The organism is Marinobacter vulgaris, assembly GCF_003344045.1.
In the GTDB taxonomy this organism is placed as follows: Bacteria; Pseudomonadota; Gammaproteobacteria; order Pseudomonadales; family Oleiphilaceae; genus Marinobacter; species Marinobacter vulgaris.
Genome location: NZ_QFWX01000002.1, coordinates 81,357 through 101,232, shown reverse-complemented (window position 1 = coordinate 101,232; position 19,876 = coordinate 81,357). Strand labels below are relative to the sequence as shown.

The 19,876-nt window shown below is 54.2% G+C and carries 18 protein-coding genes and 1 pseudogene; 9 read left to right on the top strand and 10 right to left on the bottom strand.

Annotated elements, in window-relative coordinates:
- Positions 1-4: 4 nt before the first annotated feature.
- Together DIT71_RS03750 and DIT71_RS03745 are read right to left on the bottom strand one after the other, a co-directional pair.
- Positions 5-715 carry an ATP-binding cassette domain-containing protein gene (locus DIT71_RS03750; protein ID WP_114611877.1) on the bottom strand — a complete coding sequence of 237 codons (711 nt, stop codon included), beginning with the start codon at positions 713-715 and terminating at the stop codon, positions 5-7.
- Positions 708-1,403: an ABC transporter permease gene (locus DIT71_RS03745; RefSeq protein ID WP_114611876.1), complete on the bottom strand. Its 696-nt coding sequence runs from the start codon at positions 1,401-1,403 to the stop codon at positions 708-710. Before DIT71_RS03745 ends, DIT71_RS03750 begins: the two co-directional genes overlap by 8 nt.
- A 437-nt stretch (positions 1,404-1,840) precedes the next feature.
- Between DIT71_RS03745 and DIT71_RS03740 the strand changes: the two genes are divergently transcribed.
- From DIT71_RS03740 to DIT71_RS03710, 7 genes are all read left to right on the top strand, one after another.
- Positions 1,841-3,394 (top strand): methyl-accepting chemotaxis protein, encoded by a 1,554-nt coding sequence (locus DIT71_RS03740; RefSeq protein WP_114611875.1) that lies wholly within the window; start codon positions 1,841-1,843, stop codon positions 3,392-3,394.
- A 287-nt stretch (positions 3,395-3,681) separates the two neighbouring features.
- Entirely contained in the window at positions 3,682-6,162 is a 2,481-nt protein-coding gene (locus tag DIT71_RS03735; protein WP_114611874.1) for a sensor domain-containing protein, read from the top strand.
- Between the two features lie 249 nt (positions 6,163-6,411).
- Positions 6,412-7,653 carry a sensor domain-containing diguanylate cyclase gene (locus tag DIT71_RS03730; RefSeq protein ID WP_158538947.1) on the top strand — a complete coding sequence of 414 codons (1,242 nt, stop codon included), beginning with the start codon at positions 6,412-6,414 and terminating at the stop codon, positions 7,651-7,653.
- 253 nt (positions 7,654-7,906) lie between these two features.
- Complete coding sequence (locus DIT71_RS03725) at positions 7,907-9,832, top strand: methyl-accepting chemotaxis protein (RefSeq protein WP_114611872.1); 1,926 nt, start codon at positions 7,907-7,909, stop codon at positions 9,830-9,832.
- Positions 9,833-10,019: 187 nt separating this feature from the next.
- On the top strand, positions 10,020-10,316 hold the full coding sequence (locus DIT71_RS03720) for a hypothetical protein (RefSeq protein ID WP_114611871.1): 297 nt from the start codon (positions 10,020-10,022) through the stop codon (positions 10,314-10,316).
- A gap of 373 nt (positions 10,317-10,689) precedes the next feature.
- Positions 10,690-11,598 carry an MBL fold metallo-hydrolase gene (locus DIT71_RS03715; protein ID WP_114611870.1) on the top strand — a complete coding sequence of 303 codons (909 nt, stop codon included), beginning with the start codon at positions 10,690-10,692 and terminating at the stop codon, positions 11,596-11,598.
- A gap of 86 nt (positions 11,599-11,684) precedes the next feature.
- Positions 11,685-12,128: a hypothetical protein gene (locus tag DIT71_RS03710; protein WP_114611869.1), complete on the top strand. Its 444-nt coding sequence runs from the start codon at positions 11,685-11,687 to the stop codon at positions 12,126-12,128.
- Between the two features lie 167 nt (positions 12,129-12,295).
- On the opposite strand, the gene DIT71_RS03705 is transcribed toward DIT71_RS03710, so the two are convergent.
- The 4 genes from DIT71_RS03705 to DIT71_RS18505 all read right to left on the bottom strand — a co-directional run bounded on the left by DIT71_RS03705 (position 12,296) and on the right by DIT71_RS18505 (position 14,858).
- On the bottom strand, positions 12,296-12,841 hold the full coding sequence (locus DIT71_RS03705) for a rhodanese-like domain-containing protein (protein ID WP_114611868.1): 546 nt from the start codon (positions 12,839-12,841) through the stop codon (positions 12,296-12,298).
- A gap of 174 nt (positions 12,842-13,015) precedes the next feature.
- Positions 13,016-13,642, bottom strand: coding sequence for a peroxiredoxin (locus DIT71_RS03700; protein WP_114611867.1), 627 nt, complete (start codon positions 13,640-13,642; stop codon positions 13,016-13,018).
- A gap of 171 nt (positions 13,643-13,813) precedes the next feature.
- The gene (locus tag DIT71_RS03695; protein ID WP_114611866.1) at positions 13,814-14,308 is read right to left on the bottom strand and encodes a cupin domain-containing protein; all 495 of its coding nucleotides are present in this window, start codon (positions 14,306-14,308) and stop codon (positions 13,814-13,816) included.
- Between the two features lie 307 nt (positions 14,309-14,615).
- Positions 14,616-14,858 carry a hypothetical protein gene (locus DIT71_RS18505; protein WP_341872737.1) on the bottom strand — a complete coding sequence of 81 codons (243 nt, stop codon included), beginning with the start codon at positions 14,856-14,858 and terminating at the stop codon, positions 14,616-14,618.
- 201 nt (positions 14,859-15,059) lie between these two features.
- Between DIT71_RS18505 and DIT71_RS03690 the strand changes: the two genes are divergently transcribed.
- Complete coding sequence (locus DIT71_RS03690) at positions 15,060-15,581, top strand: YqhA family protein (RefSeq protein WP_114611865.1); 522 nt, start codon at positions 15,060-15,062, stop codon at positions 15,579-15,581.
- Here DIT71_RS03690 and DIT71_RS03685 read toward each other — a convergent pair.
- The 3 genes and pseudogenes from DIT71_RS03685 to DIT71_RS03675 all read right to left on the bottom strand — a co-directional run.
- Positions 15,565-15,723: pseudogene (locus DIT71_RS03685) on the bottom strand (transposase domain-containing protein); the annotation flags it as partial. The gene DIT71_RS03690 and the pseudogene DIT71_RS03685 sit on opposite strands and share 17 nt — an antisense overlap.
- On the bottom strand, positions 15,705-15,773 hold the full coding sequence (locus DIT71_RS18500) for a hypothetical protein (RefSeq protein WP_406565100.1): 69 nt from the start codon (positions 15,771-15,773) through the stop codon (positions 15,705-15,707). The pseudogene DIT71_RS03685 and the gene DIT71_RS18500, both read right to left, overlap by 19 nt.
- Before the next feature lie 219 nt (positions 15,774-15,992).
- Entirely contained in the window at positions 15,993-17,735 is a 1,743-nt protein-coding gene (locus tag DIT71_RS03675; protein WP_114611864.1) for a protein adenylyltransferase SelO, read from the bottom strand.
- 185 nt (positions 17,736-17,920) lie between these two features.
- Here DIT71_RS03675 and epsC point away from each other — a divergent pair, with 185 nt between their 5' ends.
- Positions 17,921-18,820 carry a serine O-acetyltransferase EpsC gene (gene epsC / locus DIT71_RS03670; protein ID WP_199490945.1) on the top strand — a complete coding sequence of 300 codons (900 nt, stop codon included), beginning with the start codon at positions 17,921-17,923 and terminating at the stop codon, positions 18,818-18,820.
- 65 nt (positions 18,821-18,885) lie between these two features.
- Here the strand turns inward: epsC and DIT71_RS03665 are convergent, their stop codons facing one another.
- The gene (locus tag DIT71_RS03665; protein ID WP_114611863.1) at positions 18,886-19,794 is read right to left on the bottom strand and encodes a CHAD domain-containing protein; all 909 of its coding nucleotides are present in this window, start codon (positions 19,792-19,794) and stop codon (positions 18,886-18,888) included.
- Positions 19,795-19,876 lie beyond the last annotated feature (82 nt).

Genomic DNA, 19,876 nt, shown 5'->3' with positions numbered 1-19,876 from the left:
GCCTCTAAAACAGGATTTCACCGGCTAAATACGCTTTAGCCACCGGCGTCTGGGGCGCGATAAAAAACTGATCCGCCGGGCTCTGCTCGGCTACCCGCCCATCAGACATAAATACGATATCATCCGCCAGACGTCGAGCCTGACCCTGATCGTGACTGACCAGAATAACCTTGGTGCCCTGGGCACTTTGAGCTTTGACCAGGGATTCAATCACCAGAACCGATGCAGGGTCCAGGCTCGCTGTCGCCTCATCCAATAACAACAGCGCAGGCTCACTCAACAGGGCCCGTGCCAGGGACAGTCGCTGCTGTTCCCCACCTGACAGCATGCGGGCCGGTTGGTGGGCACGATCAGCCAGGTGAACGGACTCAAGCGCCTGAATCAATCGTTGTGGCTCGGACTTGGCAATCTCGGGGGCCGCAAAGGCCAGGTTCTGCAGGGCCGTCCGGCGTAGCAATACCGGTTGCTGGAAGACCATGGCCTGCTGATCCCGACTGCCAGCCACCCTAAGTTGGCCAAGTGTAATCTGCCCCTGATCCGGTTTGATCAGCCCGTGCAAACAGCGAAGCAGCAGGGTTTTCCCCGCGCCGTTAGGGCCCATAATCACGGTGATACCGGGCTTATCGATCATCAGGTTCACACCCGCCAGCACGGTGCGATCGCCTTTGATCAGCCGCAGATCGCTGATACGTATAGGCAGGAGTGAACTAGGCATATTGGCGCTTCGCAGCGTATTCACGGACGCCTATCACCAGTGAATTGACCAGCAGCGACAACGCCAGCAGTATGGTGCCCAGACTCAGGGCCAGGGTCAGGTTGCCCTTCGAGGTTTCCAGCGCGATGGCGGTGGTCATGACACGGGTGAGATGGTCAATATTGCCGCCGACGATAATGACCGCGCCTACCTCGGCGATGGCCCGGCCAAAGCCGGCCAGAATGCAGGTGGTCAGCGCATAGCGCGCATCCACCAGGTAGGCAACCACCGCACGGCGCCCTGTGACACCCAGCGAGTAAAACGTATCGCTGTACTCCTGATGGAGATTTTCAATCACCTGATTCGACAGGGCCGCGATAATCGGGGTAATCAGCACCACCTGCGCGATGATCATGGCGGAAGGCGTGTACAACAGGCCCAGCCAGCCCAGCGGACCGGACCGTGACAGCAGCAGATACACCAGCAATCCCACGACCACGGGGGGTATACCCATCAGGGCATTCAGCAACAGGATGCAGAATTTCCGCCCCGGAAACCTGGTGATCGCCAGCCATGTCCCCAGGGGCAAGCTGATGACTGCAGAGATGATCAGTGCGATCAGGCTGACACGAATGGACAGCCAGAGAATTTCAAATAAATCCGGGTCCAACGTGATAATAAGTCGAAAGGCTTCTGTCAAAGCGCCCATTTATTATTGGAGTCCTACAGCAATGAATCGGAGATTGAACGCTTTTTGTCTCAGATTCGCAAGGGTTTCGGGCTGAGTCAACCAAAGCGGGGAGGAAACCGCTGCAGGGGCTCTGGTTCTTACTCTGGGCCCGGTTTTGAGGACCGCTGCCCGATTCTGTGAGCCCGGAGCCGGATGCGGCTGTGTGAGTGGCGCGCAAGCAAAAACTTTAGAAACGGACGCGTCAGGTTCGCCGGAATAACATGGCATCTATGCTCCCATCCCGCACCGCTTATGAGATTCAGACGAAATTGCAGGCTGGTCAATCGGGCTGTTTAGTAAGGCGGCGGCACAGTTTCCTATTGTTACAAAAAAAATGCTGGAGATTCGCGTACCCGGGCCGATACTTGCACAAGGCAAATAGTGTTATTGCAAAGCAAGTTTAGGGAGCTCGCAACATGCGTCAAAATTTACCGGTCACCGATAAAGAGAGAGTGTTCCCGGAGAGTCAAAAGCTCATATCGGCCACGGACCTGAAGGGCAGGATTCTTCATTGCAATGAGGCGTTTGTTGAGATCAGCGGGTTTTCCATAGATGAGCTCAAGGGCCAGCCACATAACATTGTCCGCCACCCGGATATGCCTACGGAAGCCTACGATAATATGTGGTCCCATTTGAAAGCGAAGCGCCCGTGGATGGGGCTGGTCAAGAATCGCTGTAAAAACGGGGATTTTTACTGGGTTAGCGCTTATGTCACCCCAGTCACATCGAACGGTGATGTTGTAGGCTACGAATCCGTCAGATCATGCCCTGACCGTGCGGATGTGGAGCGTGCAGAGAAGCTTTACTCCAAAATTCGCAGGGGGAAAACCGGAACGCCCTGGTGGAGGCGGGTTGCGCCAAGCACTCTGTTTCTAATCGGGATTTTCATTGTTTCGGGTGTTCTTTTTTACTTCAAGCAAGCCATGGCTTCCGAGCTTGTGCTTTCTGTCGGGGTAATTGTTTATGCCTTGTGGATGCAGTTGGCGAAACGGCAGCTGATTCATTCGGTAACTGCACTGATGGCAAAGACATTCACTGATGATCTGGCGGCCCGGAGCTACACGGATGACGACGTGCAACTGGGACGCATCAAGGTAGCTGTTCTTGCCCAGCAAGCCCACCTGGATGCGGTGCTTACTCGAATCGAAGATTCAGCCGGAAGCGTCAAAACCGGAGCTATGGAGGGGCTTGAAATTACCCACGAAGCCCAGGAAACCCTTCGTAAACAGCAGGCAGAGACAGAGCAGGTAGCGGCGGCGGTACATGAAATGTCCCAGACTATCGGAGAGGTCTCGGCCAATGTCCAGCAAACCGCCCAAAAGGCTGAGGGGGCCAGGGAGTTCGCGGATAAGGGGGCTTCGGTTGTTGCTGCCACACGAGAATCTATCCAGAACCTAAAGGCGACAGTGCACAACATCAGTAAGTCGGTGGGTGAGCTTGCAAGCGAGAGTGGCAAAATTGCAGGTGCCGCAAAGATTATTGAAGACATCGCCGACCAAACCAACCTGCTTGCGTTAAATGCGGCTATCGAGGCAGCAAGGGCTGGAGAGCATGGTAGAGGTTTCGCGGTGGTTGCAGACGAAGTGCGGAGTCTGGCAAAGCGCACTCAAGACTCCACGAAGGAAATTCACGGTATTATTGACACGCTGATGGCCAGCTCATCGGCTTCGGTGACAGTCGCTGACGATGGCAAAAAAGCCGCTGATGAGGGGCTGGAACGAATGCTCGAAGCGGAGCAGACGCTTGCTCAGATTACGGAATCTGTAGGTGATATCGCGGAGATGGCAACTCAAATGGCAGCTGCCGTTGAGGAGCAGGCTCAGGTCTCTGACCAGATCAATGAACAGGTTGAGCAGATTTCGGTGCTGGGTTCGGACAACCTGGCCAAAGGAGAACAGTCCACATTGAGCGTGCAGAAAATAGAGAAGATTGCAGGGGAGCTGCATGAGCTTGTGGTGAGGTTCAAGTAGGTATGTTTGATAAAGTGATACCTGTTGGATTCCGCATTCGTCGGAACCTGCTACCCGAGAAATTCTGGAGAAACAAAGAGGCTAATGAAGCTTGGGCTAGTCTGCGCTCGACACCCAAATGAACTGATTTCAGGCTGGGAGCGTATAATTTCCGGTTCTAATATTTTTATAAATCGACGAAGCGGGCAATCCGGCGCCAGAACCGCATTTGTCGAGCTTTTTATAAGCGGCCCAGAGCATATGTGCATCAGTCAAAATCAGAATTGCGCTTCGAGGTAACCAGTCAAATGGATCAAAGTCTACCTGACGTGGTCAGTGATGAATTGACGTTTTTACGTGCGGTTTATCAGAGCGCGGTCATGGGCATCTTTGTGACTGGAAATAACGGCAGTCTCTTGATGGTGAACAATGCGTTTTGCCGGATTTTCGGTTATCGCCGCGAGCAGCTATTAAAACAGTCGATAACCATATTAACGACCCCTGAAACTCGTACAGATGCCGATGAAAAGTTGAGGGAAGTTACGACCGACAGTGAGCAAGAATCTTTTCAGTGGCAAGGTGTTCACAAAGATGGCACCACTGTCAGTCTTTTCACAACGTCGATGCAGGTAGTGCTTTCTGAGAGCCGCCGCTTTGTCATTTCGACTGTTATGGATGTCACCCAGGACAGCGAAAACCGAGAAACGGTTAAGAGGCAACGACGCGAGATAGAGAGATTATCCAAAATCGCCAGCCAGACCATAAATGGCGTCATAACAACGGATAAAAACGGTTATGTTGATTGGATCAACGAAGGCTTTACGCGGATATCCGGCTACACGCTGGATGAGTTCAAAGGCTTTAAGCCCGGTGATTTGCTGCAGGGTGAAAAAACTGATCCTGACACTGTCCAGCACATCCGTGAGCGCTTAAAGGCGAATAAAGACTTCCAGGCGGATATCCTTAATTACCACAAATCAGGTTATGCCTATTGGGTACACATAGTCTGTTCGCCGTTGCAGGATGAATACGGCCAGCTTCAGGGGTATTTGGCACTCCAGACGGATATCACCGAGCAGCGGCACATCAACCGGCTTCTGCATGAAAAGAACAATCTGTTCCATTCCATCATCGAGACCATGCACGATGGCGTGATAACGATTGATGAAGCGGGGCGTATTCTATCGTTCAACCGTGCTGCGGAAGTCATGTTCCAATATACGGTGGGCGAGCTTGAAGGCTGCAATGTCTCCTGCCTGATGCCAAACGAGTATGCGGCGCATCACGATCGATACCTTTGGAGTTACCAGAAAACTGGCCAAAGCGGGATCATTGGCAAAAGCCGTGAGTTATCCGGCAAACGCAGAGACGGGTCTGTCTTTCCGTTAGAGCTTTCTGTTACCGAAACCATGAAGGATGATGCACCGCTCTATATTGGCGTGATGCGGGATGTGACAGTCAGAAGATCCAATGAAAAGCGCATCGAGCAGTTGGCTTTCTCGGACTCTCTAACCGGGTTGGCCAATCGACGGTTGCTCGAAGATCGGCTTGAGCATTGTATGGCCAGCACAGAGCGCTCCGGAAAGCAGTCTGCATTGTTATTTCTGGACATAGATAACTTTAAAGTCATTAATGACGTTCTCGGGCACGGCATGGGTGATCAATTGCTGGTGAGAACCAGCCTGACGTTAAAAAATTCCGTGTATGAAAACGATACGGTTGCGCGTTTGGGTGGGGATGAGTTTGTCGTGATCCTGGCGGATTTGGCGGTCGAGAGGATAACGGCTGCACGTAATACCGAGACCGTTGCCAAACGCATTCTGGACAGGTTGGCTCACCCTTTCGGAAATCTGGAATTTCAGCAGAATGTAAGTTGCAGTCTTGGTATTGTTTTGTTTTCAGGCACTTCCATAACCGCAAGTGAATTAATGCGTCAGGCTGACATGGCAATGTACAGTGCCAAGTCAGCGGGCAAGGACCAGTTTCTTTTTTTTGACCCAGTCATGCAGTCTGATCTGATTTCCATGCATCAAACAGAGAATGAGCTGCGAATTGCGCTGGAGAATAATCAACTGGAACCTTTTTACCAGGCTCAGGTTGACGCCCAAGGCGGTCTGATCGGGGCAGAGGTGCTGATACGCTGGAATCACCCTGAAAGAGGTTTATTGGCACCTGCCGCTTTTATTGGAGTCGCGGAGTCGTCTGGCCTGATAGTACCGATGGGCTATCAGGTGTTCGCCATGGCTTGCACACAGCTGGTGGCTTGGTCAGGATGTGAGTTTGCACGAAAACTCACTTTGGCCGTTAATATCAGTGCCAGACAGTTTGAAGAGGCAGATTTTACAGCCAGAATTGCCAGCATTCTCTCAAGCTCAGGTGCAAATCCAGAGCTCCTTAAGCTAGAAATTACTGAAAGTACTTTGGCGAGGGACATTGAGTCAGTCTCGTTAAAAATGCTTGAGTTGAGGAAGCTTGGTATTACCTTCTCATTGGACGATTTTGGCACGGGATATTCTTCTCTTACTTACCTCAAGCGTTTGCCGATAAAACAGTTGAAAATTGACCGGTGTTTTGTAAGAGACGTGCTGGTCGATCACGATGATAAAGCGATAATCGTTACTATCATTGCGCTGGCTGCGACGCTGGGTATCGATGTAATTGCCGAAGGGGTGGAAGAGCAGGAGCAGCAGGCGTTGTTGGTGTCGGTGGGGTGTGAATCTTTTCAGGGTTTTTTATTTGGAAAGCCAGAATCCCAAGAAGTTTTTGAGCAACGTTTCACTGCCCCGTAAGAATGAAAAATTCGAGGTAGGTTGGCAGTTCTGCGATTTACTGCTCCTTGGAATCGCCTGAACCTAGTTGGCGTTTCTCCCCGTGCCCCCATAGAAAGTCTCCGTCAGTCTGTTACCGCACATACTGCAGTCGGCTGTCTCTGATAGCGTGCCAACAGCAGGTACCTGCTGATGCAAATACGTGGACCCGAACTGATGGCCTGGGAACCACATTGTCAGCTAAAACTCTCGTGGAGGAGGCATCTGGCCATGAAGCTGGCCCAATTTATCGAGGCGGAAACGGAACAGCTGCTCGAAAACTGGGAAGAGATATCCCTGGAAATAGCCCCGAGGGGGCATGCCCGCCTGATGCTGGAGTCGATCTCCCAGGGTCTCGCTGCCTTCCCGGGCAGTGACGGCACCTGTATGGATCAATTTGGCCAGGGCCCGTCCATGCTTCAGGTGATACAGGAACTCAGGTCCCTGCGGTCTCGGGTTACCAAAGCCTGGGGTGAGGAGCGGCGTGGCTTCACGGCAAAAGACATTGATGAGCTGGTGGAGTTCAACGAGACCATCGATCACTTGATTGCCAATTCGCTATCTGCTTTTTCAGTCCGCAAAGACCGGGAAACAGACCTGATCGAAACAATGCTGAAGGCTTTCTCGGATCCACCCGCCATAGTCGATCGGGGTGGCCGGCACATGGTGATTGATGCAGCGATAGCCGATCTGGTCAATATGCCGCAGCGGGACGCTGCTGTTAAAACGCCACTTGAGCTGGTTCTCGATCTGGCTACCGAGCTGGTCGGGGCGATCACCACAACGGTTACCACCGGTCAGGCTCAACACAGGGCGTTTCATCACAACGTCCCCTTTGATTTTGACTGCCAGTTTATCCCGGTTTTTAATGGTCACAACGAAGTTGAAGCTGTCGTCAAAACGTCGCGGGACGCCACTGAGCGCAAGCAGACTGACTATCAGGTCTGGAGAAGCGCCAATTTTGATGCTCTCACCGGCCTGCCCAATCGGCGACTGTTTATTGACCGGCTGGAGCAGACCCTGTTGGAGGCAGAGCGAGAGGGCAGCTCATTTGCGCTGCTGTTCATCGGCGTCGATTGCTTCAGCCGGTTCCGTGACCAGCTCGGCAATCAGGGCGTTGATCGGCTTCTGGCGCAAGTGGTCGAACGAATAAGCACCAAGGTCCGGGCTATGGATACCGTGGCCCGTGTCGGCAAAGAGGAATTCTCCCTGATCCTCAAGGGAGCTGGCAGGGATGGTGCAGGGGAGGCCGCCAAGGCACTTCTGGCCGCTCTCGAACAGCCATTTGACGCTGGTTGCCAGGCGCTGCCCATTCTTCCCAGCATCGGCCTGACCGTTTTCCCCGACGCCGGCAGGAGTGTCGATGAACTGATCCGTAATGCTGATCAGGCCATGTGTGCCGCCAGGGAGCCTAAAAGCCGGCAGATTCAACGCCATGAGCCCTGGCTGTCGAGTGGCTTGCAGCCCACCTAGGCTCAGCAATGGCGCCGCCGATGCCTGCCAGGCTGCGTGCAATATCCCGGAACTGATTACCCCCACGCTTATCCCCGCCCCGCAACGGCAAAGACGATCTTTGGTCCTGCTCTGGGCGCAAGTTTATTTCTCCCAACTGCTTCAGTTGCAGGCATCTTTGCCGATAACTTTATAAGCATCCGTAGTTAATGAATGAGGCCAGCCCCAGATCTTTAAAACCGCCACCCAATAACCAGGCTTCCCGGGAGTCAATGTGACGATTCGAAATCTTTTTATTACGACCGTCTCAGCACTGATCGTTCTGATCATGGCTGTCGCAAGCGGCTTCATTGCATGGGAGACCCGGAACGCCATCAAGACCGACGTGCTGGAGCAGAGTAACGAGCTGAGAGCCGATGTCCTCAGAATCCTGTCGGTTACCGACGACCTCATGGCCAAGCGCGTGGAAAGCTCCCTGTCCCTGTTGACGGCCAGAGGCCAGCAGCTGGGGGCACCGCGAATCGAGGGATACCAGTCGGTTGCCGGTAAGGAAACCCCGGCACTCTTTCTCGGCGACACACTGGTCAACAACAACTACGGCCTGGTGGATGGTGTCACCGCGATGATGGGTGGAACCGCCACGCTTTTCGTGAGGGATGGCCAGGATTATGTCCGCGTTTCCACCAACGTGAAGAAACAGGACGGGTCCCGGGCTACCGGTACCACGCTGAACCTCAACGGCGCGGCCGGGCAGGCCATCCAGCGCGGCCAGGCCTATTTTGGCCAGGTGGAAATTCTTGGCAATCCCTACCTGACCGCCTACACCCCCATGCTCAACAGGGCCGGCGAAACAGTCGGTATCTGGTATGTGGGCTATTCCGCGGATCTGACGGAGTTGAGCAGCACCATTGCTTCAGCCCGCCTTCTGGACAAAGGATTCGTAGGGCTGGTGGACGATAAGAGCAAGGTGCGAATGCATTCGGATGTGATCGAGACCGCCAGGATTAACGAGATTCTGGAAACCACCCCGGACGATTGGCAGCTTGAGCAAACGGCTTTTGCGCCGTGGGGATACAAGGTGGTTACCGGCTACGCGACGGACGAGGTGTCCGGTATGGTCTGGGCACAGACCACCCGCGCGATATTGATGATCGCCATTGGCGGCCTGGTTATTATCGTGTGCCTCGGGGTACTGGTGCAGCTGGTTATCGCCCGACCGTTACAGAAAATGAACGATGCTATCAACGACATCGCTGAGGGGGAGGGCGACCTTACCGCCCGCTTCAATCCCACCGCAGCCAACGAGTTGGGTCAGATGGCCAGGGGCTTTGATAAGCTGATAGAGCGGCTGCAAACGACGATTGTGGACACCAAAGGCTCAACCCAAAGCCTGCTGGGTGCATCCGGAAATCTCAAAGCAATCGCCTCGGAATCCGAATCGGTCATGGTCCGTCAGAATCAGCAAACGGAACAGGTGGCGACCGCGATGAATGAAATGAGCGCGACCGCCCATGCAGTCGCTGAAAGTGCCGCCAGGGCAGAAAACCTGGCCAAGGAAGCGGATCATTTCGCAGAAAACGGGCAGGCCCTGATTGAGGAAACCACCCGGACCATCGCCAAACAGCTTGAAAATGGCGAGCGCTCAGCGAGTTCCAGCGCATCACTTAAGAATGCCTCGGAAAACATTGGCAGCATTCTTTCAGTTATCGAGAATATTTCCGGACAGACCAACCTTCTCGCTTTGAACGCCGCCATCGAAGCCGCCAGAGCCGGCGAACATGGCCGTGGCTTTGCGGTGGTGTCAGAAGAGGTGCGTAACCTCGCAAGCCGGACCCAGGATTCCGTCAAGGAGATCCAGGATCAGATCCAGTACCTGCAGGAAGGTGTCGAGAGTGTGGTTGAGGTGATCATTGATGGCAGCCGGCTTGCGGAGGAGGCCAATGGCACGATCACGGAGACCGGAGCGGCCATTGAGCAGTTACGCTCGGGTGTTCGCGCTATCCGCGACACCAACATTGAAATGGCCAGTGCTGCAGAACAGCAGAGCCAGGTGTCCGAGGATATCAACAGGCGACTCGAGGAGATCCGGCAGATGGCGGGCATGAGCGATAAAAATGCCGCGTCTACCAACGAAGCGGCTGAGAATGTGAGAACCGTGGTCGAGCAATTGCAGGCCAAACTCGAACATTATAAAACCTGACAAATCAGGCAGCATGCCGGTCTGATATTCAAAAAGTTTAATAAACGAGTTTATTGATTAGTGTGAATAGCCTAATTTTAATTGCTTTAATGGGTTATTAGTATGGTCTGAGGTCTAAATTAAACAACAATCTTTTACCATTTTTGGATTATAGACTGATGTTTAAATTAAACGCCGAGGATTTATTATGAAAACCCAAACTGTTTTTCGAGAGATCGATTCGCTGATCTCCGTTGTTGAAGCCATGCAGCGTGACCTGTCCACCAGCACATTCAACAGGCTTAAAACCGTTGAAGGTAAACGGCCCTTCCTTCGTGTAGACGGTATCCAGAGTTGGGTGGAGGGCAAAAGCGCTTCCTTCTTTCAGATCGTACGCACCATCAACCAGAAAGCCGAGAAGCTTTCTGAGAGCTATATTGACTTTACCACTACCGCTCCAAGTACGTCCCGCAAGCCCGTTAATATCGATATTAACGATATCTGACCGGAACCAACGATGAAAAGCCGGGGAAGGGCCAAAGGCATCATTGAAAAAGCGCAGACTCAATTGTCAGCATCTGCCTCGCTTTTGGTCTCCTGCTAAGTACCCGGCACATGCTCGGACGGGCAGTAAATGGTTTAGAGGTTCTGCTTCCCCCTGCCCATCCACGAAATAGAGTAATTGATCGTGGACTTCTCCTGCGATGTCTCCCCGGACGGAATTCCTCGATTGTCGTTTTCCCGCATAGACAGCATCCGTATAGCTTTTATGAATGGCCCGGATCCTTTCGCTCAATTGGACAGTAAGAACCAATGGCTATAACCTCATAACTGTAAATATATTTTATGCGTTTTCAAAAATTTAGGAGGACGCGCTTATGAATACCTTCCAGCTTTCGCCAGCGAGACAGACGGGTACGCCTGATGTGGCGGGCTTCTTTGAACCCCGTACCTTCAGCGTCCAGTATGTAGTCAGCGACCCTGATACAAAACAGTGCGTCATCATTGACCCGGTACTGGATTACGACGAGAAGTCCGGTGCAACCGCGACCCATCATGCGGATGAACTGCTCAGCTATATTCGTGAGCAGGGTTTTGAAGTGCAGTGGATTCTTGATACCCATCCCCACGCCGACCACTTCTCCGCCGCCCAGTATCTGAAAGAACAGACCGGTGCGCCGACGGCGATTGGCGGCTATGTCACCGGTGTCCAGGAGCTGTGGAAAGGCATCTACAACTGGCCGGAGTTCCCCGCCGACGGTTCCCAGTGGGACCATCTGTTTCGCGCCGGTGATGAGCTGCGGATTGGAAATCTGCAGGGACGCGTGATGTTTTCCCCGGGCCACACCCTGGCATCAGTCACCTATGTCATCGGCGATGCGGCGTTCGTCCATGACACCATTTTCCAGCCGGACTTCGGAACGGCTCGTGCTGATTTTCCCGGAGGCAGCGCCCATCAACTGTGGGATTCTATCCAGGAGATCCTGGCGCTGCCGGACGACACCCGTTTGTTCACCGGCCATGACTACATGCCCGGCGGCCGGGAGCCCCAGTGGGAGAGCACAGTGGCTGAGCAGAAGCGGGCCAACAAGCATCTGGCCAACATTACTGAAGAACAGTACGTGGACCTTCGCAATAAACGGGACAGTGAATTGCCGATGCCCAAGCTGATTCTGCATGCGCTCCAGGTGAACACCCGGGGCGGCCGGCTGCCGGAGCCCGAGGCTAATGGCAAACGGTACCTGAAGATCCCTCTCGATGCGCTGGAGGGTGCAGCCTGGGAATGAAAGTGACTTTGTCACTGAAGTGGTACCGGTGACCGCGTAATTTAGTCTATGCAGTCTACCGATCAACCCAAGAAGGAGTTTTGCCCATGATCAAATCATTCAAAGCCCTGGCTGCTGCCGCATTGATTGCGGTTGCGCCTTTCAGCGTCCACGCTGACAATCACAAGGGTGCCATTGAGGAGGTGCTGGTGATCCTCTCCAGCGATTCCCTGCAAACCCAGGGGATGGCGATGGTGCTGTCCAATACCATGGCCGAGCAGGGTGCCAAGGTAAACGTGCTGCTTTGTGACAAGGCCGGCGACCTGGCGCTGAAATCCTACGAAGCGCCGGCGCTCAAGCCCAAGGATGTCACGCCGGGCCAGATGCTTCGCGGCCTGCTCAAGAAGGGTGGCGAGGCCAAAGTCTGTGCGCTGTACTTGCCCAACAGCGACTACAGTAAGGATGACCTGATCGATGGCGTGGGTGTTGCCATGCCGCCAGAGATGGCAGGCCAGATGCTGAATGAGGAGATGCGTACCTTCACATTCTGATTCTGCCCTGGGGAAATGCCAGGGTAAGTGCCTGGGCATTTCCTGTTTCTTTCTGACCCAGGTGACACGGTTTCTGAAGCTGGCGTTATTGACGGCTCTCATAGCCGTGCTGATTGGCAAGACCGCCCGCGCAGTAAAGCAGCGAGAGGTCTGTATCGAGGATTAGATCACGGGCGATAGATCTTTTCCGGGTTCAGGTCCATCGACCAGGGCAACCCGCTGTTCTGCCAGCCGCTGACAATTCTCATGCCTTTCTTTTCGCCTTCTTTGGCACCACCGCCCTGAAAGCCGTTATCAATGTATTTTACGTTGGTGAAACCCCGCTCCATCAGGTACTCGGCGCTCGGTTTGCCCCGTGTGGAGCCGGAACGGCACATGGTCACCACCAGTGCGTTCTTGTCGAGGCCTTTTTCCTTCAGCGCCTTCTCCACATCTGCCGCGAAATCCGGATTGGTGTTCATGGCAAACCGGCCTTTCTCAGCAAGGAATTCACCGCGGTCAACAAGCTTGAACGGAACATTCTTGTCGATTTCGTCGGTGTAGCCGATGAACATGATCTCCACGGGGTCCCGGACATCGACAAAGAGCATCTGGTCACCCTGCTCCTGAACCAAGTCGTAGGTCTCCTGGGGCGTCAGGGCAAGAGCCTCCTCGGCATGGGCGTTAAAGCCGATGCTGAACGTAACAAGTAACGCTATCAGTAACTGTTTCATGGTTATTTCCTCCTCTGCTCGGAACAGCCCGACACTCTTTCCCATTTAACATACGCTTGGGTTATCGGGTGCTTCAAGTGGTGTTATAAGCATATAACTCCAGGATTGACGCGGGTCAAACCGGAAAAGGGGACCTGGCCACTGGCAAGCCCCCTTTGTCATCCGCCAACCAGATCAGAGCCGGGTGGTGCGCAGGTAAGGCCGGATTTCCTCCCAGCCGTTCGGGAACAGGTCCCTGGCGTCTTCATTGGAAATGGAGGGCGGAATGATGACGGCGTCACCCTTGCGCCAGTCAGCGGGCAGGGCGCAGTTATTGGCATCCCCACACTGCAGTGCGTCGATCACCCGGAGGATTTCGTCGAAGTTGCGGCCGACAGCCATGGGGTAGGTCATGGTCAGACGGATTTTCTTGTTCGGGTCGATGATAAACACGCTGCGTACCGCTGCGGTCTCGCTTTCCCCCGCATGGATCATTTCATACAGCTCAGCCACCTTGTGATCGGCGTCAGCAAGGATCGGGAACTGCAGATCACAGGTTTGGGTATCGTTGACGTCTTCAATCCACTTCACGTGTTCTTCAACGCTATCGGTGGAAAGCCCCAGGGGCTTTACATTGCGCGCTGTGAACTCGTTCGCCAGCTGCGCGGTACGGCCCATTTCCGTTGTGCAGACCGGTGTGAAGTCGGCCGGGTGGCTGAAGAAGAATACCCAGGAATCCCCCACCCAGTCGTGGAAATTGATCTGGCCGGCGGTGCTGTCGATGGTGAAGTTCGGCGAGGTATCGCCGAGTCTCAAACTCATGGTGGATCTCCTGTCGGGTTTGGCTTTGTAAGGCTGTGCCTCGCTATGTCCCGATCACAATAACCCTTCCGTGTGGCTATATACAATAAAGTTCTATCTATAGAACAAATAGGATTATCGAATCGGTGGGTTGGCCAACACCCGACCCCTAATCACTCATTCCTGCTGTGATTAGTCCGTAAGTTCCGACTTGTTTCTGGGATCGTCCGCCGGGTCGGTGTAGGTAATGTCCCAGGGGCCGGTTGCAATTAACTGGACAATGGTTTCCTCGTCGTTCGTCCACAAGTAATGAGCATGATCTGCGGGCAACACAAAGCTGTCTCCCGCCTGCAAGGTTTCGCTCCTCTCCTTATTCAGAGTCTTCCCGAGGCCGTGTTCTATATCGCCCTTCAGTACCGTGAGGACTTCGGTAAAGGGGTGGGTGTGAGCGGGAATAGGATAATTCGGGGGGAACTTCAGCAGCACAATAAAAACGTCGGCCTTGCCGGGATCGCCGACCAGCAATACGCTTTCCGCGCCTGGCGGTAAAATGGCTTCCGCTTGCCAGTCGAGTTCGCTGGCATCGAACGTCTGGAAAGTGTCTACGGCCATTCGCTCGATCTGGTCACTCGCCCAACCATTCGATGCAAGGGTTAACAAAATGACAGTGCTTAAAAGTGCTTTCATGGTTTGCTCCGTTAAAATTGGCGTACGCTACTGAAGCTAGCCGTGGGTAGTTCCCGAGTCCATAGGACAAATTCAGAACAGTACCAATTGCCAATCGAGGCAATACCATTTGCCAACATTAAGCCGCCACTTCATTGATCCCGGACCACTCCGTCAACCGTTCGCCAAAAAGCTCGGTAAGGCATCGCGTCATTTTTTGGCGGGGTGTGGCTAAGGCAGGGGTAAGTGTCCGGAGAAGACATCTTAAACGGACCGCATTCAAGATGGCGTTATCTGGCCGTGCCGAACCAGCGATGCCTAGAAAGCGTCAAGCTCCTATGTCAAGACTACCTTGAGACACTACCGAGACGCGATTGAATTTGTTTTGGGCATGCCGTCGATCCGATGCAGTTTGAGCCCACCACATTCCCGACGAGCTGGTGCCAAATGCAACGATGGTCAGACCCACCATCAGGCGACTGAGACCCGCTCGCAGTGCCAGTGACGAACTGCGTCTGACGAGCCCCTCTGCTCCAATGAAAAGGAGGACAAGCGCGAACGCGATATACACAATGTTGGCGAGCAATTTTCTCCACCTCTTATACTGTTATTGGCGCAATCAGCACTCGTTCTGTGTTCAGTCGTGAGCTACCCTACTCAAGAAGCGGTTGTCGGATCTGTTTACCCGGCTCGTATACCGAGCGCCTAAAAAACGACCAAAGTATCACTGCGGTAGCAACTGCAAAATTAACAATTTCAGGTTAGATCATTAATGAATTCCCTAGAAAAAAAGTTCGAGCAGTTTTTGTGGCACTCCCGTTTTCTGGTGCTTATTGCGGTACTCGCCAGTCTTCTGGGTTCTCTGACGTTATTCGTTGTGGGAACTATGGATATTATCCAACTTGTAATGGCTACCGTTAATTATTACCTCGGCACAAGTACAGAAGATATCCATGAGTTCTTGGTGACTGACATCATCATTGCAATTGATATCTATTTGATCGCTGTTGTCCTGCTCATTTTCGGACTGGGCATATACCGGCTTTTTGTGTCGCCCATCGAGGCGTCAGAAGAGAGTGGTAGGAGTCATCCTTTTAACGTTCAGTCGTTTGACGAGCTTAAGAACAAGATTGTTCGTGTGGTTATCCTAGCGGTGATTATCGAGTTCTTCAGAGCGGTTGTGGATATTCGCTTCTTGACTCCACTGGATATCATCTATTTGGCACTTTCGGTATTAGCCTTGGCTGCTTCGCTGTTCCTGATGGGAAAAAGCCATATCAATCACCACGATTGACCTTATTGGAAGGACCTGAGAAAGGCTTCCAGTTGTGAGGCAACAGTTCGTCGATGGCGTTGTTCTCCTGCGTCGGCAAGCGGCTCAGCACATCCTTCAGGTAGACATACGGATCATGCCCGTTCAGCTTGGCTGACTGGGCCGGCGGGCACACAGCCAGATACCCAGCCCATCGTGGATCAGGACCTTCATCCGGTTGCCCCGTTTGTTGGCAAACAGGTAGGCGCGATGCGGATGGTGTTACGCCTATCCGAGGCGGATTCGTTGTGCGGTGCAGCGGTTTTCGCCGGCAGATTGACCGGCACGAATCCAGGGCGATTGAAGAAGAAAACTTGAAATAGGGTCAGGATTAGTTGACCACTGCACTTCCTACCTAAATAGCCTTGATCAACTTTTCCTTTACTGCGTCAGTCACGACGAACAGCTGTAAAAGGACAGGCCACCGACATCGAAGAACTCCGCCGGCTTCAGTCGGTAGTATTTCTCCTCTGTTTCTTTCGATTGTTCGGCGTATGGCCGGGTCATGACTTGCTGAACCTCCCGAATTGGCGCGTAGTTGCCTTCGGACGCCTGCTGATAGGCAGGCACAACGAACCATTCGCGCAATGAGTATTTCGGGTTGACGAGTTTCATCTTTTTGGCGAGCTCTTCACGGGAGCGGAGATTGGTCCCATTTGCGGCGGCTGTGCTGCCGATGCCAGCGAGTGATTTCCATTTTGTGAGCCATTCTGACCAGCGCTTTTCGATCCCCTCGGGCGCCGCCCCTTGCATCCATGGTTTTGCGGCGTCTGCATTATTGAGGTTTTTGTAAAAGCTTTTTTGGAGTGGGCGAATGTCGTCAGGTACGTTTGAGAGCTCTCGGAAAAAGACAGTGTAATCCACAGGGGTATGCGCCATCAGCGTTTCAAGCTCGTTGAACAACTCCGCGTTAAATGCGTCAAGCCCCAGCTTGGCAGCCCACATCGTTTCCATTTGCGCCTGCATCACCTCTGCAAAATCATTCTGAATCTCTTCGAGTTGCAGCAAACAGTCATGGTGGGCGGTCAGTAACGGCCGCAACGCCGAACAGAAACTCTGGAAGTTGCGTTCTGCCGCCGCCGGCTGGTTCAGGAACGAGAAGTGATGTCCGCCACCTGTCCAGGGCTGGTAATGAGGGTTAAACACCTCGCAGAACCCGAAAGGTCCGTAGTCGAGTGTGAAGCCACCGGCGGCGCAGTTGTCACTGTTGAAGTTGCCCTGGCAGTAGCCGACGCGAATCCAGTTCGCCACCAGAGCGGTGAGCCGGCTGCGGAACTCCCGTGCAAGCAATACCACTTTTTGTGCAGTATCTAATTCAGTGTCGATAACGTCACCGTATTCGCGATCGACCAGGTGCAACACCAGCTTTTCTAGCTCTTCCATCGCCTGCGGGTGCGCTTTCCTGCGGGCACGGCGAGCAAAGAGCTCCAGTTGGCCCACGCGGATGAAGGACGGGGCAACCCGCGTCGAAATGGCGACCGGCTCTGAGATCATATGGTCCGGTTCCATGGAGCGGGAGCCCTCCGAGTACCAGGGGCGCCGGACCCTCTCGGTTTTCGAAACGAACAGACTCAGGGATCGTGACGTTGGCACTCCGAGCGCGTGCATATGTTCCTGTGCCAGGAACTCCCGCACACTCGATCGCAGAACCGCCCGTCCATCAGCACCGCGGCAGTATGGCGTCCGGCCGGCACCTTTTAGCTGCATTTCCCAGCGTCGACCGTCGATGACGGCTTCAAGTACGGAGACTGCCCTGCCGTCCCCGTAGCCGTTGCCGGTCTGGAAGGGACACTGCTGGGTATATTCGGTGCCATAGATGGAAAGGGCGTAACCACAGGCCCAGCCGACCTTGCGCATTGGCTCAGGAACCAGCGAAAGGTCGCCGGAGAAGGCTCGGACGAAGTTGGCCGACTGCGCCATGCTGTCGGCGAAGCCGAGTTCACGGAACAGGGTGTGGCTGTGGGCGACGTAATCGGGAGCTTCGATAGGCGTGGGGCTGACGGGGACATAGTGGCCCGAGAAAACCTGGCGTGGGGCGTGATCATCTCCGCTGGCATTCGCGTCGGGGTCGCTGTTGAGACCGTCCATCAGTGAATAGTCTGCCAGGGGTGCAAGTTCTTCGAGGGTCGAGATCATGGTTCGGTAGTCTCCGGCGCATCACGCCGTTCAAAGAGTGTGTCCATACAAGCCTCATTTGAATCAGCTTTGCATCGACCCTATTGAAACAATGGAAGTTAGTCAATGTAGTATCGAAACGCTATCATTTGAACATGAAAACACCCTCTTTGAAGGGGGCAGCGCACCCACGAGAGGAAAGCGATTTGAAACAGGAAAAAAGCGTCATTGACCGGGTTACCAACGAGCTTCGTCTTGCCCGCCATAACTGGCGGGAACATCAGGGGCGGGAGCTGGACCTCGGCAGCCGTGAACTGCCGTCCAATCAGGCAATACACAATGTAGTTGATTCACTGTGCGCGATCCTGTTTCCCATGCGTCTTGGTCCTCCGGACCTTACCAAAGAGCGGGAAAACCACTTTGTCGCTTACAGCCTGGGTACGGTTGAGCGTGAGTTGGTCGTTCAGACCTGTCTTGAACTGTGCTACGCCGATCGCAACCAGCAGGCGACAGAGACGCTTCGGCATGAGGCCGGTAAACTGGTGGGCGATCTGATTGGAGAACTTCCCGCGTTAAGACGGAAGCTGGATGATGACGTACTCGCTGCTTACAGTGGTGACCCTGCCGCCACCTGTGTCGATGAGGTGCTGATTTCATACCCCGGCGTCCACGCGCTGATTCACCATCGGCTTGCCCATGCCCTCTATCAGGCTGGTCTGCCTATCATTGCCCGGATTATCGCCGAGAAGGCCCACTCCGCCACGGGCATCGACATTCACCCGGGCGCGACTATCGGCCGTTCTTTTTTCATCGACCATGGCACGGGTGTTGTAATTGGCGAGACGGCGGTCATTGGTGACAGGGTGCGGCTTTATCAGAACGTGACCCTGGGCGCCGTCAGGTTCAAGGAGGATGAGACCGGTTCCCTGACCAAGGGGGAACCCCGGCACCCGATCGTCGAAGATGACGTGGTGATATACGCTGGCGCCACGATTCTGGGCCGGATCACTATTGGGCGAGCATCGGTCATCGGAGGTAATGTGTGGCTGACTCAGAGTGTGCCGGCTGAAAGCCAGATTTCCCAGGCGTCCCTTCAGCAGCGCTGATACTGTCTTTGCGTTTGGGTAAATGCTGGATCGACAATGTCGCGGAGATCATTCCGGCGCCTGGACTAATGGGCAGACACCTGCCAGGCATGCCAGTAGCGCTCCCAGCGTTTCTTCAGCGCCTTGGGCTTCTCGGCGTGGAGCCGTTGGCCGATCTCCCAAGCCTCCCCACGCAGGCGCTGCTGCTGCTTCTGGATGATTTTTTGCAGGCGCTTCCGCGTTTTGTCTCCTGCCAGGTTCTCATCCCCGGATTCCAACAGGGCGTCGAGCATTGCCAGGTCGTGGTCTTCTCCCAGAATATCCGCCAGGTCTTTGCTCTCCATTTGCCAGGCTTCGTTGACCTGCGGCCAGAGTGGGCGCAGCAGCCTCAAATGATGGGTGTGGTATTTGACCCGCTTGCGCCATTGGTGAAAATCGCTGGCGGCACCGCTCCTGAACGCCCGCTTGACGGCCTTGCGGCCGCGTTTGTAAGTCTGTAGGAAACCGCCACTCACCGCTTGAAAGTCTTTGGCATCCAACTGCCACTGGTCAACCTCGCGACGGGCCTTTACCAGCGACTGCCTGGCGTCGGCCAGCAGTAACTCGGGGTCCTGCTCGGTGGAGGCCGCGGTTGCATCCCGTCTTGCCCTGAGCTCACCCAGTACGCCGTCGAACTTCTTGCGCTCAGCCACGTCGAGCGTTGCCAACAGCCGCTCAAGAGCTTCCACCATTGATTGTTCATCCCTCATGCCGGCCAGATTGCGGGCGACGTCGCGGAAGCGTTTATTTTCATGTTTGTAGGTTTTGCCCAGCGCGGGTCGCACCAACCGTACCAGGGCGCGTAATTTCTTGCAGCGCTTGCGAACCTGGTGAACCGCCGCGTGACGGTCCAGTTTGGGGTCGTCGATCTCGCCAATGGCCTTATCGATCTGCTCGGCGCCTACACGGCGAATGCTCTTCTGTACCGTTTTGTTGCGTTTTAGCTTGTAGCCCATAACGCGGCAACCCCCCCTAACTTATTTGCCCAAGTGCCGTAGCTAAAGTTTAGACATAAAAACCGATGGGAACGGCTATGCT